The following is a 17,279-nucleotide window of genomic DNA, read 5'->3' as shown; positions in this document are numbered from 1 at the left end:
AGCTCAGCTAAGGTAAGGCTAATACAGATAAGGACTCCACTGAACCCCACCGATTAAATCGCACCTTCCTTAAGCAACCAGATAATTTCTGGTGCGGCGGCCGATGTTTTTGATACCGAGTCATGTAACGAACATCCATTATTTACCCTGGAAAACTTCCTCCCTACTTCACATATTGCCGGTTATACCGACGGTGCGATTAGTGGGATCAGTGAGCGTTGCGTCAATAACATTATCGAATGTGTTATTAAGCATCAACGCCCTGGCAATGTAATGAACTCTTTGTGATTTTGTGTGGAAATGTTATGGCATTTCCACTTTTAATGAACATCTGATTATGAGCCTACATATGAATAATATCGCCACTAAGACGCGTATTCGCTGGTGGATAGCCGGTTTAATGTGGTTGGCCATTGCCATTAACTATATTGATCGCACTGTTTTATCTGCCGCGGCCCCTCATCTCATCGATGAATTAAAATTAGATCCGGAAATGATGGGCTTTATTATGGCGGCCTTCTTCTGGTCCTATTCGCTATTACAAATTCCGGCGGGTTGGTTTGCCGATCGCTATGGCCAGAAAAAAGGATTAGGGATTGCCGTTGCATGGTGGTCAATCGCCACATCATTGATGGGGGTCGCGACCGGATTTAAATCATTACTTGCGCTTCGACTGGCACTGGGCGTGGGTGAAGCTGCGGCCTATCCAAGTAATGCCGGGATCGCCGCGCGCTGGTTCCCGGATAAAGAGCGTGCGACTGTGTCAGGTTTGTTCGACAGCGCATCGAAATTTGGCGGTGCCGTCGCCATGCCGTTAATTGTCTGGATGATTTATACCTTCGACTGGCGACTGACATTCCTGATTATTGGTGGTATCGGCCTGTTCTGGGTTATTGCATGGTATTTTATTTATTCTGAAAACCCCGAAGATCACAAAAAAATAAGCCAGGAGGAAATCCGGCATATTCGGGATGGACAGGCGCAAAAACACGGGGACAAATCCGTCCTGCCAATGAAATGGTATAAGTTATTGCGCTACCGCAACATCTGGGCCATGTGCATTGGGTTCTTCACCATAAACTATACCTCCTACTTCTTTATCACCTGGCTGCCTACTTATCTGGTCAAAGATAAAGGTATGGACTTCATTAAAATGGGGATGGTCGCCGCACTGCCCTTACTCTGCGGCATGGTGATTGAAGTCTTTGCAGGCTGGGCATCCGATCGCATCGTGCACAAAAAGATCTTGTCCCTGACTGCTACGCGCAAACTGTTCCTGACGATTGGTCTGTTAATGGCGCTTTGTATTGGCTTTGCGCCCTTTACTGACTCGGTGATCATGACGGTATTCCTGCTGTGCGTCGCCAAATCAGGAACGACGGTTGCGGCTTCACAAGTGTGGGCAATGCCGGGCGATGTCGCCCCGAAAAACAGTGTGTCAATTGTGGCGGGTTTGCAAAATACCGTGTCAAATCTCGGGGGGGCCGTTGGTCCTATCGTGACGGGGGCGATCGTCGCTGCCACTGGTTCCTTCACCTGGGCACTGGTATTTTCTGCCGGACTTGTGGTAATTGGTATTCTTAATTACCTGTTCCTGCTGGGCAAAATCGAACCCATTGTCGATAACGATCCGGTTACCGGCCTTAATACGGTCAAACAGAGCTAATCCGTGATTTGAGAAAAACCCGGCAGACAGGTTCTTAGACATCTGCCGGGTGATTTTTTTAGCGCAAATAAACTTTACCGATCAGATAGGTCGTCGCCTGGCCGCCAATCAGCACTCTGTCCCCGAGCCATTCACAGCGTAAATCTCCGCCACGGGCCGAGACCTGACGCGCCTGCATAAGGGTTTTATCCAGGGTTTTGCCCCAGTATGGAATGAGCATGCTGTGAGAGGATCCGGTGACCGGATCTTCCGCGACAGCTTCACCCGGGCAGAAGAAGCGACTGACGAAATCGTCCGTATCGCCAGGTGCGGTAATGCAGACCATTTTGCCCAGCGGTATCATCCCGGCGATATCCGGCTTGATGGCTTCCACCTGCTGCTGATTTTCCAGCACCACCATGTAATCACGCGCTACGCGGACTTCTTTGGCGCTGTTGATGCCCAGCGTCTCGAACAGCAGCGCCGGTGGCGTATCCACCACTTCCGTTTCCCATGCCGGGAAGTCGAGCGTCAGCCAGTCCCCTTTGCGGGTGACGGTCAGCGGCCCGACAAAACGGGTCTCAAAATTAATCTGCGTGTCCGGGAAATCCAGATACTCAAAAATGACGTGTGCAGCCGCGAGGGTGGCGTGCCCGCACAGGTTAATTTCATACTGGGTGGTAAACCAGCGCAGTTCGTAGCCGGTGTCATTGCGCACAAAAAACGCCGTCTCTGACTGGTTATGCTGCTGGGCCATTTTCAGTAACTGCGCGTCCGGCAGCCATTCGGTAAGCGGGCAGACTGCGGCGGCGTTCCCGCCAAAGGTGCGGTCACTAAAAGCATCTACCATGTAAAAATCGATTGTGTGCATAGCCTTTCCTCTTGTTTTACTTTTGTTTTTCGCTTCTATTTCTATCACATTCAACCCGCTTTTTTCACCCTCGATAAAAATTGAGACATTCGTCACAAAATGTTTGTATTTTGAGCAGAAATGGATCTAAGATCAGCCTAATTTCTTCTCCTCGCAACGAACCCCAAAACACTATGACAACACAACTGGTTTCACGAAAAGTCGCGTGGCTACGGGTGGTTACGCTCGCGGTTGCGGCATTCATTTTTAATACCACTGAGTTCGTGCCCGTAGGGCTGCTGTCGGACATTGCGCAAAGTTTTAATATGGAGACGCCGCAGGTGGGCATTATGCTGACCATCTACGCCTGGGTTGTGGCGTTGATGTCGTTGCCCTTTATGCTGCTGACCAGCCAGATTGAGCGTCGTAAGCTACTGATTGCCCTTTTTGTCCTGTTTATTGGTAGCCATGTGCTGTCGTTCCTGGCCTGGGACTTTAAGGTGCTGGTGATAAGCCGGATTGGTATCGCCTTCGCCCACGCCATTTTCTGGTCGATCACCGCGTCGCTGGCGATTCGTCTGGCACCGGCTGGCAAACGCGCCCAGGCGCTGAGTTTGATTGCCACCGGTACCGCGCTGGCGATGGTGCTGGGGATCCCCATTGGCCGCGTTGTCGGGCAATACTTCGGCTGGCGCACCACCTTCTTTGCCATCGGCTTTGGCGCGCTGGTGACCCTGGTTTGTCTGATCAAGCTGTTGCCTGAACTGCCGAGTGAGCATTCCGGCTCCCTGCGCAGCCTGCCTGAACTGTTTCGTCGCCCGGCGCTGCTGAGTATTTATCTGCTGACGGTGGTGGTGGTCACGGCGCATTACACCGCCTACAGCTATATCGAACCCTTTGTCCGCGACGTGGCGGGTTTTAGCGGTAATTTCGCCACCGTACTGCTGTTGATCCTCGGCGGCGCGGGCATTGTCGGCAGCGTGCTGTTCGGCAAACTCGGCAACAAATATGCCTCATTGCTGATAAGCGGCGCTATTGGCCTGCTGGTGCTCTCTCTGCTGTTCCTGCGCTCTGCGGCGGGTAGCGAACAACAGCTGATCATCCTCAGCGTGTTCTGGGGCGTGGCAATCATGATTATCGGCCTTGGGATGCAGGTTAAAGTGCTGGCGCTGGCGCCGGATGCCACCGACGTGGCGATGGCGCTGTTCTCCGGGATTTTCAATATTGGTATTGGCGCGGGCGCGCTGGTAGGCAACCAGATCAGCCTGCAATGGTCGATGTCGGCCATTGGCTATGCGGGGGCAATCCCGGCGGTAGCCGCGCTGGTCTGGTCGGTTATCATTTTCCGCCGCTGGCCAGTGTCGCTGGAAGATAACCAGCAGCCTCATCATATGTAAGATGGCGCGCAGGCCGGAGAGTCTTTCTCCGGCTTTCATCCCTTCTGTTTAACTCCCCGATACCACGTCTTTTATTACCTGCGTCTGCCAGTCGAACCACGGGTTCCATGTGAGTCTGGCGTGAACTTTATCTTTTTCTACCAGCCCCCAGTCGGAATACCACACTTCATCGCCGTTGAGGCAACGCCGGGTGGCGTCATCCGGTTGACCGTTCGCGCAGAGAAGCACACTGCCCTTACGCCCGTAGAGCGGATTACGCGGTGAAAACAGTACCGACATATGCGAAAACTGGCTGATGCGTTGTTCGGGTAAAAAGTCCGGCTTCACCTTGACGCGTTCGGTATGACGAAGCTCAGGCTGGGGCTCGCCATACCAGATAACGCGGCTTGCCGGATGGGTGAAGACGGCATCGAAATGGTCGAGGATCCAGCGGGTATTGAGGACCGAATCATGCTCACTGAGTACCATCAATACCGGCTTGCTATAGCGCTGGCGGGCGATAAGATCCTGCGCCGAAGCGCTGGTGTGATAGTACTGGGCAAAACCGTTGGTGGGCACGCGCAGATAGCGGGTCGCAATCTGCTGCGGGAAAATAGCGCTCGGTGGGCGCAGCCAGTCGCGAAACAGCGCCGCCGCCGGAGCGAGGAAATCATACCCGGTACTGGATTTGATCGCCGGGGAGAAGAGTAGCAGTCCCTGTATCTGTGGATGCTGCATCGCATATTCCAGCGCCAGGTTGCCGCCCGTTGAAAAACCTCCCAGCCATACCTCACCTACATCTTTTTGCAGGATAGCAGCCTGTTCACTGACCACCTGCCGCCACTGGTCAACGCTGACATGCAGCATATCAGCAGGACGCGTGCCATGGCCTGCCAGCAGCACTGAGCGCACCAGAAAGCCCTGCTTTGCCAGTTCCGGCGCAATATCGGTGAACGAGCCTGGCGCATCGCCCAGACCATGGATCAGCAGGATGCCGCGCATGGCTTTGCCTGCGGGTTTCCACTCCTGAGGGCTGTTCCACTGCAACTCGCTGGTTTTATCCAGCGTCTGGAATGCCCGGTGGCTGGCAACCCAGGCCCGGGTCTGTTGCTGATACTCAGTAAAGCTTTGCTGCCCCAAGGGCTGCTCACGTTGCTGTTGCTGGCAACCGGCCAGCAGCAGAGTCAGAGCGAGAAGAATGCAGCTAAACGGCTTCATCAGTGGGTTGCCGGGAATTTAGCGACAATTTCCAGCACGCCATTAATGATAAATTGCACCCCCATACAGACCAGCAGGAAACCCATCAGGCGGGAGATAGCTTCAATACCTCCCTTACCCACCAGCCGCATAATGGTCCCGGAACTGCGCAGCGATCCCCACAATACCACCGCGACGGAGGCAAAAATCAGCGGCGGAGCAACCCAGATAACCCACTGAGGAAAGGCGGTCGAGTCGCGCACGGTGGCCGCAGAGCTGATAATCATCGCAATGGTGCCGGGACCAGCGGTGCTGGGCATCGCCAGAGGTACAAAAGCAATGTTCGCCGAGGGTTCATCTTCCAGCTGTTCTGATTTGCTCCGCACTTCCGGCGAGACATGGGTTTTTGTCGGCGGAAACAGCATACGAAAGCCGATAAAGGCCACAATCAGCCCGCCGGCAATACGCAAACCTGGAATTGAGATACCAAAGGTATTCATCACCAGCTGACCAGCATAGTAAGCCACCATCATGATGACAAAGACGTAGATGGAGGCCATCTTCGACTGCTGATTACGCTGGGCGCTGTTCATGTTCCCCGCCAGACCCAGGAAGAGTGCTACGGTGGTTAACGGGTTTGCCAGCGGCAGTAACACCACCAGACCCAGGCCAATTGCTTTTAATAAATCCATCATCTAACAGCACACTCCCGCAGAGCCAATCGTACCGGCAAGTATATCGTCATCCTCATATCTGAGGCACTTTGCTTTACAAACTATTGATTTATATATGAAAAATCACACAGATTTCCACTATTAAAAATCCACGCCGCCTGACTTTAGCAATTCGTGGCATAAGCTTATTACTTCAGTTGACATATACTTGCCCCGGCAATAATATCTGCCGTGATTAATCTACTTGCCGGGGCAACCATTGTGAAAAGCACAAGTGATCTGTTTAACGAAATTATTCCACTTGGTCGCTTGATCCATATGGTCAACCAGAAAAAAGATCGTTTATTGAACGACTACCTTTCACCGTTTGATATTACAGCAACGCAATTTAAGGTGCTTTGCTCTATCCGCTGTCAGGTCTGCATTACTCCGGTTGAGTTAAAGAAAGTGTTGTCGGTCGATCTGGGTGCATTGACGCGCATGCTGGACAGGCTGGTCTGCAAAGGCTGGATCGAACGTCACCCGAATCCGCACGATAAGCGTGGTGTGCTGGTGCAATTAACCACCGAAGGCAAAGCGCTTATTGAGCAATGTCACCAATTAGTAGGGCAAGACCTGCACCAGGAATTAACAAAAAACTTATCGGCAGACGAAGTGGCAACCCTTGAGTACTTACTCAAGAAAGTCTTGCCGTAAAACAAAGAGGTATGACGATGTCCAGACGCAATACTGACGCCATCACTATTCATAGCATTTTGGGCTGGATTGAAGAGAACCTGGAATCTCCGATGTCGCTTGAGCGCGTCTCTGAACGTTCAGGTTATTCGAAATGGCACCTGCAACGGATGTTTAAAAAAGAAACCGGCCATTCGCTTGGTCAATACATCCGCAGCCGTAAGCTGACTGAAATCGCACAAAAGCTGAAACAAAGTAATGAGCCGATCCTGTATCTTGCGGAGCGCTATGGGTTTGAATCGCAACAGACCCTGACCCGGACGTTCAAAAACTATTTTGATGTCCCGCCGCATAAGTATCGTGTCACGAATATTCCCGGTGAAAACCGGTATCTGTTCCCCATCAATAACTGTAGTTACTAATCGCCTGCTTTAAGACGTATCGAGGAAATCATGAAACGTATCACCTGTGCCGCCATCACCCTTATGGTGTTATTTTCCGGCCAGAGTTATGCGGAGCAATTCGCTCACCCCACCCCGCCAAATCGCGACGTGATGGTGATGCCCACTGCCCACGACAAGTCCCCTTTCGACTTCAACCATATGGGAACCGGCAGTGACAAATCCGATAAGTTGGGTGTTGCGTATTACAATTCTCGCACCTGACTTTGTTTGCCCCGCTTTTGCGGGGCTTTTTTTCAGCCTATGATTTCACCGCCACTGCCCGCCGCAGACGAAACCCGAAGACGTTGATATACAGCCCCGCCATCACCAGTAGCGCACCCGCCAGTTGCAGCACCGACATAGACTCATTCAGTAATACCGCCGCACTGCCCAGCCCCACGACCGGAACCAGCAGGGACAAAGGCGCCACACGCCAGGTTTCATAACGCCCCATCAATGCCCCCCAGATCCCGTAGCCGACGATGGTTGCGCCAAACGACAGATACACCAGCGACAACACCGTGGTCGTATCGATAGAGACCAGGCTCTGAAGCATTAGCGCCAGGCCATCGAATATCAGCGAGGCGACCATAAAGGGCACAATGGGGATCAGCGCACTCCATACCACCAGCGACATCACTGCCGGGCGGGAACTGTGCTGCATAATTTTTTTGTTGAAGATATTGCCGCAGGCCCAGCAAAACGCCCCCGACAGAGTGAGGATAAAGCCAATCAATGGCACCTGTTGCCCATTGAGGCTGGACTCGATCAGCACCAGAACCCCGACAACAGCCAGGGTTATCCCGACCAACTGTTTTGCCTGTAAGCGTTCGCCAAATACGCCCGCGCCGAGGATTATCGTAAAGAACGCCTGCGCCTGGAGCACTAATGATGCCAGCCCCGCCGGCATGCCAAATTTGATCGCGCTGAAGAGAAACGCAAACTGCCCAAAGCTGATGGTTAACCCATAGCCAAGGAGCAAGCTCAGCGGAACCTTAGGACGGGTCACAAAAAGCAGGGCCGGAAAGGCCACCAGAACAAAGCGTAATCCGGCCAGCATTAACGGCGGCATATTATGCAACCCGACTTTAATTACCACAAAATTCAGGCCCCATACCACCACCACCAACAGCGCCAGAAACCCATCTTTACGCGTCATTCATTGCCTCAGTGTTTGTTCAGCTTTTGTAAAGAATTTACGTTAACGCAAAATTCAGTCCAGAGACAGATCATTAATATTGGCAGGTCAGATTTCGCATAATCCAATAAATCAACCATTGTGCATCACGCTTTATGCATGTTATTGCTGTTAGACATCACAAAAAGCTATAACAACAAGCATTGTCGGGCAGGGAAATGATTTCAACTCAAAAGCGCTCTATCTTCGCCTTACTGGCGTCGTCGTTGCTGTTAACCATTGGTCGCGGCGCAACGCTGCCTTTTATGACCATCTACCTCAATCGCCAGTATGCAATGAGCGTCGAGCAGGTCGGTTATGCCCTGACCGCCGCTCTGACCATCGGGGTTTTATTTAGCCTGGGGTTTGGCATCCTCGCCGATAAGTTCGATAAAAAGCGCTATATGGTACTGGCGGTGTCCGTCTTTTTAGTCGGCTTTGCCGCCATACCGGTGGTTAATCATCCGGGGCTGGTGGTGCTGTTTTTCTCGATGATTAACTGCGCTTACTCGGTCTTTTCAACCGTGGTGAAAGCCTATTTCTCCGACACCCTGGGCGCCACGGCAAAAGCAAAAATTTTCTCCCTCAATTACAGCGTGATCAACGTCGGCTGGACCGTCGGCCCGCCACTGGGCACGTTTCTGGTGATGTATAACCTCAATTTGCCCTTTCTGCTGGCGGCGACCTGCTCGGCGATCCCGGTGGTGCTTATTCAGCTGTGCGTCCAGCGTATTTCGGTGATGCGCCGTGAAGAGAATAGCGTGGCCTGGTCACCGTCAGTGCTGTTGCAGGACAGAGCCTTACGCTGGTTCACCTTCTCCGGTTTTCTGGCCTCCTTTGTGGCCGGATCCTTTGCCTCCTGTATTTCTCAGTACCTGATGTCGGTTGCTGACAACGAATTTGCGGAAAAAGTGGTGGCGGTCATTTTGCCGGTGAATGCCGCGATGGTGGTGACACTGCAATATGCCATTGGCCGCCGACTGAATGCCTCAAACCTGCGGCCGCTGATGACGCTCGGAACCTTGAGCTTCATTCTGGGGCTGGCGGGCTTTATGTTTTCAGGTGACAACCTGTGGCTGTGGGGACTATCGGTGGCGGTCTTTACCATCGGCGAAATCATCTACGCCCCGGGTGAATATATGTTGATCGACAACATTGCCCCGCCGGGCATGAAAGCCAGTTACTTCTCCGCCCAGGCGCTGGGCTGGTTAGGCGCGGCGATGAACCCGATGTTGACCGGGGTGATTCTGGCATCACTGCCCGGCTGGTCGCTGTTCGTTATCCTGATGCTGGTGGTCTTTTTTGCCTGGTGCGCGATGATCCGCGGCATCCAGGCAAAACCCCTGCCCCAATTACAGATGAGTGGCAGCCAGTAACATTAAGATTGAGCCCGCAGCTGTGGGCGGTTATCCAACTGGCGGATAGACGGGGTAAAGCTGGTGACCAGGGTTGCCAGCACGACCGCAACCGCACAGGCGGCTAATACCGTCGGGCTGCCAAACTGTAACGCCAGCGGCCCGGCGGCAATCTCACCGACCGGAATGGCGATAAAAGAGCCCATCGCATCATAAGCATAAACCCGCGCCAGCTTTTGCGCGGGGATATGGGTTTGCAGGGATTGCGCCCAGACCACGCCAAACTGGCCAAAACCTACGCCTGCCATAAAGAAAGCGCCCATCAGCAGCAGTGTTGAGGGGTAAAAACCGAGAATCACCATCGGCACGGCGCAAAACGCCACCAGAATAACTCCAATCAGCAGGTCGCGGCGAGGCCGCCAGCGCAGCGCGATAAGCGATCCGGCAATCAGGCCGATGCTTTGCGCCGCCACAATAAATCCCCAGCCCGTGCGGCCAAAGGAGCTGTCGGCCACTATCGGCCCCAGCACCATCACCACGCCGCTAAAGGCTGCGTTGATAATGGTGAACTGCACGACAATCGCCCACACCCAACTGCGGGCGATAAACTCTTTCCAGCCTTCGCGCAGATCCTGCAAAATGTTCGAGGCGCTGTTTTCAGCCTGCATTGCGTTAACCCGGATCCGCTGATAAAGCGGCGCGGCGAGGGCAAAGCCCAGGGCATCAATAGCCAGACCCCAGCCCGGCCCAATGGCGCTGGTCAGCAGTCCTCCCATTGACGCGCCAATCACCGTTCCCCCGTATACGCCGAGCTGAATCAACGCGTTGGCTTCGCGCAGGTTACGAACCGGCACCGTTTGCGGCACCATGGCAGAAGATGCTGGTAAGGCAATCCCGGCGGCGGCGCCGTTGAGCGCGCCCAGGATAGCAAGTAGAGGAATTGTCGCGCTGCCATCCAGTACCACCCAGGCCACGACGCCTTGCGAAACCGCGGCTGCCAGCGACGAGGAGACCATCACCACGCTGCGCGAATAGCGATCGGCCAGCACTCCACCCAGCAATAAAAAGGCGACGTTAAACAACGATCGCGCGGCAACCACCAGACCGAGGTCGGCAGCCGATCCGCCAATATCCAGCACTGCGAACGCCAGAGCAATGGGGGCGATACCGTTGCCGAGCACCGTCAGCAGGCGGGCAAAAAAGAGATGACGAAAAGAGGATGAGTGTAATGCGCGTTGCGGACTCACTTCATGCTCCCTGCCAGCCAGTAAAAAATCGACATTGCTTCACTCCTTGTTATAAATATCTCTTCGCAGTGACCCACAAACGACAAAACGGACATACGGGATCTCCCCATATGTCCGTTTAAAAAATGGATGAACTCAGTGCGTCTGACTTACCAGACCTGCTCTGCAATTTGGGTCACGAGGCGTACTTTATCCCATTGTTGCGCAGGTGTCAGGGAATTGCCCTCCTCGGTTGAGGCAAAACCACACTGCGGGCTGAGACAAATCTGGCTGAGATCCACGTATTGTGCGGCTTCCTGTAAACGGGCTTTGATCCCTTCCGGGTTCTCCAGTTCCCCATTTTTGGTAGTGATCAACCCCAGCACCACCTGCTGCTTGCCCGGACGCACAAAACGCAGCGGCGCAAAATCACCCGAGCGATCGTTATCATATTCGAGGAAGAAGGCGTCAACATTGACGCTGCCGAAGAGGATTTCGGCCACCGGCTCATAACCGCCTTCGGAGATCCAGGTGGAACGGAAGTTACCGCGACAGACATGCAGACCAATGGTCAGGTCATCCGGTTTCCCTTCCAGCGCTTTATTCAGCACCCGGGCATAAATGCGCGCCAGTTCGTCGGCGTCGTCGCCACGCTCAGCAATCTGGCGGCGCTGCTCGTCAGAACACAGGTACGCCCAGACGGTGTCATCAAGCTGCAGATAGCGACAGCCCGCATCATAAAAAGCATGGATAGCATCACGCCAGGTAGTCGCCAGGTCGTCAAAGTACGCATCCAGTTCAGGGTAAACCTGGGCATCGATGCCCTTACGCCCGCCGCGGAAATGCAGCACGCTGGGGCTTGGGATGGTCATTTTAGGCTGGGCGTCGCCACTGATGCTTTTCAGGTAGCGGAAATCTTCCAGCATTGGGTGGTCGCCGAAAGCCAGTTTGCCGGTCACCCGCACGCTGTGGGCTTTAGTTTGCACGCCGTTAAACTGGATGCCCTGCTCAGATTCGTAGCGCTCTACGCCCTGCAGGCCATCAAAAAAGTCGAAGTGCCACCAGGCGCGGCGAAACTCACCGTCAGTGACCACATGTAAGCCGCACTCGCATTGTGACTGCACCACATGACGGATAGCCTCATCCTCAACCGCACGCAGCTGTTGGGCGCTGATCGCCCCCTCGGCGAACTGCTGACGCGCATGTTTGATGCTGTCCGGGCGTAAAAAACTGCCGACTACGTCAGCACGGAAGGGAGCCTGTTGTCGCTGCATGGTGTTCTCCTCGCGCGCCGGGAGAAGTAATTTCCCGGCGTGATAGTTCATTATTTGAATTTTTAGACATCTGGATGGCTAAATGTCCAAATAACATGTCACAGGCAGGATTTATGGGCAACCGAGATTAATTCATGGCACATGAAAAAAATTCAACTTGCGGCAAAACTGAAGCCCTCATCCTGCCAGCCGGTTATCCCCCCGATCATAATTTTTACCCCCAGCCCCATCCGCGCCAGCTTCAGTGCCGCCCGGTCAGCGCCGTTACAGTGCGGCCCGGCGCAGTAAACAACAAACAGCGTATCTTTCGGCCACTGCGCCATGCGTTCCGGGGTCATCGCCCGATGAGGCAAATGGATGGCCCCGGGGATATGGCGACGGGCAAAGACCTCCTCGCTTCCCACCACATGAAGCAGCACAAAGTCCTGGTCATGATGCGCCAGCGCATCATGCACATCGGCGCAGTCCGTCTCGACGCTTAGACGGCGCAAAAAATGGCCCACTGCTTCTTCTGGTGATGCGGCGGGAAAGTCGGTTACTGTGCTCATCGTGTTTTCTCCGTGTTTGTGTTAACACTACTTTAACGAATACCCCAACCGCCGACTGCCTAGCGTTATGACAGAAAACAGCAAAAAGATGACAATTTCAGGATCCCGGCCGCCACATCAGGTCGTGGTGCTGGCTTACGATGGCCTTTGCACCTTTGAATTTGGGGTGGCCGTAGAGATATTTGGTCTGCCTCGCCCTGAACTTGGCGATAACTGGTATCGCTTCGCCGTCGCCGCAGTAGACGAAGGCCCACTGCATGCCACCGGCGGCATTCGCATCATGACTGAAGGCGGGCTGGAACTGCTTTCCCAGGCGCAGACCATTGTGGTCCCCGGCTGGCGCGGGGCGGAATCACTTGTTCCTGAGGCGCTGTGCCAGGCGCTTCAGGCTGCACACCAACGCGGCTGCCGTATCGTCTCTATTTGTTCGGGGGTCTTTGTTCTCGCCGCCGCCGGTTTACTCAACGGGCGCAAAGCCACCACCCACTGGCGCTATACCGAACTGCTGCGCCAGCGCTATCCGCAGACAGAAGTGCTGGAAGATGCCCTGTACTACGACGAGGGCAAGGTCATGACCTCAGCAGGCAGTGCCGCAGGTATCGATTTGTGTCTGCATATTGTGCGCGAAGATTTTGGCCGGGAAGTGGCGAATAAGGTAGCGCGTCGGCTGGTGGTTCAGCCTCACCGTGACGGCATGCAGACTCAGCAGATCCCAGGTCCGGTGGCCCGCTCGCGTGAGAGCCAGGCGTTGGGACAGATATTTGATTTTCTCCATCAGCAGCTGACCGCGCACCATACGGTTGCATCGCTTGCCAGCCGTGCCGGAATGAGTCCGCGTACTTTTTTACGTCGCTTTGAAGAGTCAACAGGCACCACCCCTGCCCGCTGGATCCTGGAGGAACGTTTACATCGCGCCAAAACGTTACTCACGCAGTCGCAAATGGGGGTTGAGGTTATTGCAGCCCACGCCGGATTTAATCATGCCGCCTCTTTACGCCGCCATTTTCACCAGCACTTTGCGCTTTCCCCGCTGGAATATCGGCGGAAATTTACCCTTCCCGATAAATAATTCACATAATTCAGCTTTTGTTTAGATTCAATACGTTATTCTCTCTCCTGTCGCCACCACGATTAAGGTAAATGAAAAATAAGTAATATTTATTGGGAGAGTAACCATGTTTGAGAATATGCACGTCTTTATCGCAGTATTGGGAATCATCTTATTTTCCGGTTTCCTTGCTGCATATTTTAGCCATAAATGGGATGACTGATGAACGGTGATATTCCCTGCACGTAAAGGCCCCTTATGTCACGGCATAAGGGGCCTTTCTTTTCTCTGGCGACAGGCAAAAAAAAACCGCCAGAAGACTGACGGTCAAATGCTTGCATGGATAGATCTGTGTTATGTTTTTTCCGTCATCCCGCTCTTTTGGCGGAGATTCGCGAAACGAGTAACAATCTACCCACGTCATATTCAATGGAACCTAAACGAAGCCGACTTTACTGGCCGGAATGCCAGACGAAGGACTTAATCTGTGATGATCATCATGCTGTGGCAGGCAAACCAGGATCGCAGCAACTTTATATTCATCGCCACAAAAAAGCTCCAGCGGTTGCCAGAGCTTTAAGGGTTAACGGATTACGGTTATGCGCTGTGTGTATTAAGCCCATAGTGGGCGCGAACAACCCTTCCCAGTCCATTACGATCGACGGTCACTGCGGTACGCTCCTCAGGGATAGCCAGTCGATATTCATGACCCGAGATAATGGTTGTTAAACGATGCCATTTCTTTTTATAAAGAATCCATCTCATAAAACCCCCTGCTTACGATCTTCAGTTCATTCTTGCTATACAGATAGTGTAGACGGCGTAAACAAAGACGTAATGATAAAGATCAGCTATTGATTCAATTTGGGAAAACACTCAATAAAGACCATAAATAAAACATGGCTTTAACCTGGCATAATAAACGCACCCGGCCATGGGTGCCATAATTGGCATAGTATTCCCGGCCCTTCATCTTTAGCACCGGTTAACTTTTGATCAATCCGGGCGATTCTCAGATTTTGCGGGTATCCAGCCCTGCGGCTTTTAGCCGCTCGACAATCTTGAACATTTTGGCGACTACGGTTCGAAATGACTGGTTGATTCCTATTCCATCGCAGATCTCTTCCCGGGGAAGATGTTTTAATTGATCAGCATATTTAATGAGTTGCAGATGCATTTCTGCATACTTTGCCCGTGGCGCAGCCTCACTGAGCGCTTTTCTTATCGCCGCATAAATTTCCTGTTCGCTATCCATTAAGACTGCCTTATGAAATTGATGCCACCTCCCTTTTAGCACAGCAGCTCATCGATTTGCAGTCCTTGAATTTGATTATCGGGAAATATTCTCTCAGCGGAAAAAAGCGTCGAGTTCAGCAAAACTTAGCGCCTCGCGGGAATAGCAAAAGGTTCCTGCGGTGTTCACTTCCGTTGCCGCCTGAACAAATGCACCGTAGGCCAGCCTCGCCATTGATGCGCCGACGCTAATCCGCCTGACGCCCGCATCGGCCAGTTCCGCGACGCTGAACAAGTTTCCCGGCAGCCCCATCACCACGTTAACCGGTTTGCTCACTGACTGGCACAGGGTTTTAATCATCGACAGATCATCAATGCCAGGGGCATAAAGCACATCCGCTCCGGCTTGCTCAAAGGCCTGCAAGCGCAGAATGGTCTTATCGAGATCTTTATTACCCCACAAAAAATTCTCAGCGCGGGCAGTGATCACAAAGTCGCGGTCAAGGGTATTGCGCTGGCTTACCGCCGCCGCAATTCGCTCACTGGCGAGATTAAGGTCGAAAATCGGCGCCTCGGGCAGGCCGCTGTAATCCTCCAGCGAGCAGCCAGCAAGCCCGGTTTCAATGGCCATTTGTATTGATTCTTCAGCACTTTGCGGCGAGTCGCCGATCCCTTTTTCCAGATCCGCAGAGACAGGAAGCGTGGTTGCGGCAACCAGCGCCCGGCAATGTTGCAGCGTCATATGCCAGGGAACCTGACCCTCGGGTAATCCCAGCGAAAATGCCAGCCCGGCGCTGGTGGTGGCCAGCGCCTGGAAGCCCATTTTTTCCAGTATTCGGGCAGTGCCCGCATCCCAAGGATTGGGGATGACAAAGGCTTCTGGCGATTCGTGAAGAAGACGAAAAATCCTGCTTTTTTCACTCATTGCAGCCTCCTGAGGCCATGTTATGTCCACAAGTCAGCAACCTGACGGACAAAAAAACCGGGGATTCGGCCGGTTCTGTTTAATGACTAATAAAGTTGACCTGGAGGCTTATTCACTTTCTTCAAGAGCATCCTGGATGGCGTCCGCTAACGAGGAACCTCTTGCGCAACATTTCGCAAATCCATCTGGCTACGGAGCCCTGAATTGGCGGTTGATGAAGAAACGGCAGCTTTCGATATCTCCAGGGCCGCCTGGATTGCAAGACGGCATTTTCGTTCTTCTTCCCTTGCACCGTTACCGAAATATTGTTCTGGCATCCTACTGTCCTCATGCGCATTAGTGAAAACCAATCGTAATTGAAATGCAGCGGATATTCTTTGCATTTCCGCCAGCATGACATCCACTGAACGGAAACATGGCATCATCCCTGGTACAAGTCAGCCTCAGCGCGGGTGAGCTTAACACGCAGAGCTGCTACCATGCCTTAACATCGAGCAAACCTAACCAGAGGAGGTATCAGAGTGTGTCTAAAGTTTTGACAAGTGAAGAAATAAACAAACTCGCGCAGCAGGTGCAAGCTATCGCGCAGACCGGATTGCAGTATTCCACAGGCGTGTTTGACAAAGAGCGATACGAAGCACTCAGAAAAATAGCCTTCGAGCTGCTCTCATCAAATTTTGATCTCAGTGCTGAACAATTTTCCAGCCTTCATATCCCGGATGAAGGCTATGCCACGCCTAAAACGGACGTACGCGCCATTGTGCTACGTGAAGGTAAACTGCTGATGGTTAGAGAGTCTGATGATGGTCTCTGGAGTCTGCCTGGCGGCTGGGTTGATGTGGGTGATGCGCCTTCTGCAGCAGTATGTCGTGAGGTTCTGGAAGAGACCGGTTTGCAGGTCAAGGCGACAAAATTACTGGGGATTTGGGACAGAAATCAGCATAACCATCCACCTTATCCCTGGCATGTCTACAAAGTCATTTTCCTGTGCGAAGAGTATGGCGGAGAAATCACTACCAGCTATGAATCCCTGGACGTTAAGTTTTTCGATATCAATAAATTACCAGAACTTTCGCTCACGCGAATCGTGCCTGAATTAATTTTAACCAGCGTTGATATTGCCACCAGCGACAAGCCCGCGTGGTTTGATTAGCAGACAAAAGAGCCCACTCGCATTACGACAGGTCTGCTCATAATCAAACTGCAACATTTACTTGATAGGCTCCGAACTGCAACAGCCCAGCCCTTCTCTTGTGCAACAGTCAGTGAGGAAATGGTAATGACTGTAATGTTCGTTGTGATTTGTTTCGCAGCCCTTCCGGGTGGTATCGCACTGCTTGCAGTCCTGTCACGAATGCGGGATTTCGAAGGCGATTACTGATAGCACTATCATCTGAGCATACTGAGTACACGGACGAATGGAATACACGCCGACGCAGGCGAGAACCGGGCATCAGGCCCGGTTCTGTTTTCTGGCTAAAAGTGCGTTACTCACTCAATCCACGATTCACCAGCATAGTGAGTAAAGCCCGTCCACGGGCTTTACTCATAATTGCAGAGTAAGTATCCTCCGGCAGAGCCGGAGGCTTTAGGGTGAGCGCCTCAAAGGCGCCGACAAACCATGAGCCGCCCA

19 protein-coding genes and 1 pseudogene are annotated in these 17,279 nt (G+C 52.9%); 10 read left to right on the top strand and 10 right to left on the bottom strand.

Annotated features, from left to right (window positions below):
- Positions 1-66: 66 nt before the first annotated feature.
- Both ACSZO4_RS19325 and ACSZO4_RS19320 read left to right on the top strand, forming a co-directional pair.
- A pseudogene (locus tag ACSZO4_RS19325) lies at positions 67-288 on the top strand (NAD(P)-dependent oxidoreductase); the annotation flags it as partial.
- A 61-nt stretch (positions 289-349) separates the two neighbouring features.
- Positions 350-1,666, top strand: a complete 1,317-nt coding sequence (locus tag ACSZO4_RS19320) for an MFS transporter (RefSeq protein WP_437890653.1) — start codon at positions 350-352, stop codon at positions 1,664-1,666.
- Positions 1,667-1,724: 58 nt separating this feature from the next.
- Here the strand turns inward: ACSZO4_RS19320 and ACSZO4_RS19315 are convergent, their stop codons facing one another.
- Entirely contained in the window at positions 1,725-2,516 is a 792-nt protein-coding gene (locus ACSZO4_RS19315; protein WP_437890652.1) for a PhzF family phenazine biosynthesis protein, read from the bottom strand.
- A 173-nt stretch (positions 2,517-2,689) separates the two neighbouring features.
- Here ACSZO4_RS19315 and ACSZO4_RS19310 point away from each other — a divergent pair, with 173 nt between their 5' ends.
- Positions 2,690-3,892 carry a sugar transporter gene (locus tag ACSZO4_RS19310; protein ID WP_437890651.1) on the top strand — a complete coding sequence of 401 codons (1,203 nt, stop codon included), beginning with the start codon at positions 2,690-2,692 and terminating at the stop codon, positions 3,890-3,892.
- A gap of 48 nt (positions 3,893-3,940) precedes the next feature.
- Here the strand turns inward: ACSZO4_RS19310 and ACSZO4_RS19305 are convergent, their stop codons facing one another.
- On the bottom strand, positions 3,941-5,089 hold the full coding sequence (locus ACSZO4_RS19305; RefSeq protein ID WP_437890650.1) for an alpha/beta hydrolase: 1,149 nt from the start codon (positions 5,087-5,089) through the stop codon (positions 3,941-3,943).
- A complete protein-coding gene (locus ACSZO4_RS19300; protein WP_437890649.1) occupies positions 5,089-5,763 on the bottom strand; it encodes a MarC family NAAT transporter in 675 nt (224 codons plus the stop codon). Before ACSZO4_RS19300 ends, ACSZO4_RS19305 begins: the two co-directional genes overlap by 1 nt.
- 240 nt (positions 5,764-6,003) lie before the next feature.
- Here ACSZO4_RS19300 and marR point away from each other — a divergent pair, with 240 nt between their 5' ends.
- Genes marR through marB form a run of 3 tightly spaced genes read left to right on the top strand, consistent with a single transcriptional unit; the run spans position 6,004 to position 7,082 of the window.
- Entirely contained in the window at positions 6,004-6,438 is a 435-nt protein-coding gene (gene marR / locus ACSZO4_RS19295) for a multiple antibiotic resistance transcriptional regulator MarR (RefSeq protein ID WP_437890648.1), read from the top strand.
- 17 nt (positions 6,439-6,455) lie between these two features.
- On the top strand, positions 6,456-6,839 hold the full coding sequence (gene marA, locus ACSZO4_RS19290; protein WP_437890647.1) for an MDR efflux pump AcrAB transcriptional activator MarA: 384 nt from the start codon (positions 6,456-6,458) through the stop codon (positions 6,837-6,839).
- A 30-nt stretch (positions 6,840-6,869) separates the two neighbouring features.
- Complete coding sequence (gene marB, locus ACSZO4_RS19285; protein WP_437890646.1) at positions 6,870-7,082, top strand: multiple antibiotic resistance protein MarB; 213 nt, start codon at positions 6,870-6,872, stop codon at positions 7,080-7,082.
- Between the two features lie 37 nt (positions 7,083-7,119).
- Here the strand turns inward: marB and eamA are convergent, their stop codons facing one another.
- Positions 7,120-8,019, bottom strand: coding sequence for an O-acetylserine/cysteine exporter (eamA, locus tag ACSZO4_RS19280; protein ID WP_437890645.1), 900 nt, complete (start codon positions 8,017-8,019; stop codon positions 7,120-7,122).
- A 197-nt stretch (positions 8,020-8,216) separates the two neighbouring features.
- On the opposite strand from eamA, the gene ydeE reads away from it, so the two are divergent.
- Entirely contained in the window at positions 8,217-9,413 is a 1,197-nt protein-coding gene (gene ydeE, locus ACSZO4_RS19275; RefSeq protein ID WP_437890644.1) for an efflux MFS transporter YdeE, read from the top strand.
- A gap of 2 nt (positions 9,414-9,415) precedes the next feature.
- On the opposite strand, the gene ACSZO4_RS19270 is transcribed toward ydeE, so the two are convergent.
- The 3 genes from ACSZO4_RS19270 to ACSZO4_RS19260 all read right to left on the bottom strand — a co-directional run bounded on the left by ACSZO4_RS19270 (position 9,416) and on the right by ACSZO4_RS19260 (position 12,440).
- Entirely contained in the window at positions 9,416-10,639 is a 1,224-nt protein-coding gene (locus ACSZO4_RS19270) for an MFS transporter (protein ID WP_437890643.1), read from the bottom strand.
- A gap of 149 nt (positions 10,640-10,788) precedes the next feature.
- The gene (locus tag ACSZO4_RS19265; RefSeq protein WP_437890642.1) at positions 10,789-11,892 is read right to left on the bottom strand and encodes a cobalamin-independent methionine synthase II family protein; all 1,104 of its coding nucleotides are present in this window, start codon (positions 11,890-11,892) and stop codon (positions 10,789-10,791) included.
- A gap of 152 nt (positions 11,893-12,044) precedes the next feature.
- On the bottom strand, positions 12,045-12,440 hold the full coding sequence (locus tag ACSZO4_RS19260) for a rhodanese-like domain-containing protein (protein WP_437890641.1): 396 nt from the start codon (positions 12,438-12,440) through the stop codon (positions 12,045-12,047).
- Between the two features lie 67 nt (positions 12,441-12,507).
- On the opposite strand from ACSZO4_RS19260, the gene ftrA reads away from it, so the two are divergent.
- On the top strand, positions 12,508-13,509 hold the full coding sequence (gene ftrA, locus ACSZO4_RS19255) for a transcriptional regulator FtrA (protein WP_437890640.1): 1,002 nt from the start codon (positions 12,508-12,510) through the stop codon (positions 13,507-13,509).
- A gap of 106 nt (positions 13,510-13,615) precedes the next feature.
- A complete protein-coding gene (gene mgtS / locus ACSZO4_RS19250) occupies positions 13,616-13,711 on the top strand; it encodes a protein MgtS (protein ID WP_437890639.1) in 96 nt (31 codons plus the stop codon).
- 374 nt (positions 13,712-14,085) lie between these two features.
- On the opposite strand, the gene ACSZO4_RS19245 is transcribed toward mgtS, so the two are convergent.
- The 3 genes from ACSZO4_RS19245 to ACSZO4_RS19235 all read right to left on the bottom strand — a co-directional run bounded on the left by ACSZO4_RS19245 (position 14,086) and on the right by ACSZO4_RS19235 (position 15,646).
- Positions 14,086-14,253 carry a hypothetical protein gene (locus ACSZO4_RS19245; protein ID WP_437890638.1) on the bottom strand — a complete coding sequence of 56 codons (168 nt, stop codon included), beginning with the start codon at positions 14,251-14,253 and terminating at the stop codon, positions 14,086-14,088.
- A gap of 247 nt (positions 14,254-14,500) precedes the next feature.
- Entirely contained in the window at positions 14,501-14,743 is a 243-nt protein-coding gene (locus ACSZO4_RS19240) for an HTH-like domain-containing protein (RefSeq protein WP_437890637.1), read from the bottom strand.
- Between the two features lie 93 nt (positions 14,744-14,836).
- On the bottom strand, positions 14,837-15,646 hold the full coding sequence (locus ACSZO4_RS19235) for an isocitrate lyase/PEP mutase family protein (protein WP_437890636.1): 810 nt from the start codon (positions 15,644-15,646) through the stop codon (positions 14,837-14,839).
- A 523-nt stretch (positions 15,647-16,169) separates the two neighbouring features.
- On the opposite strand from ACSZO4_RS19235, the gene ACSZO4_RS19230 reads away from it, so the two are divergent.
- Positions 16,170-16,799 carry an NUDIX hydrolase gene (locus ACSZO4_RS19230; RefSeq protein WP_437890635.1) on the top strand — a complete coding sequence of 210 codons (630 nt, stop codon included), beginning with the start codon at positions 16,170-16,172 and terminating at the stop codon, positions 16,797-16,799.
- Positions 16,800-17,279: the final 480 nt, after the last annotated feature.

Origin of the sequence: Phytobacter sp. V91, assembly GCF_965644225.1 — a bacterium.
In the GTDB taxonomy this organism is placed as follows: domain Bacteria; phylum Pseudomonadota; class Gammaproteobacteria; order Enterobacterales; family Enterobacteriaceae; genus CBFFRJ01.
The sequence above is the reverse complement of the archived record's forward strand: the minus strand, read 5'-3'. Positions and strand labels throughout refer to the sequence as shown.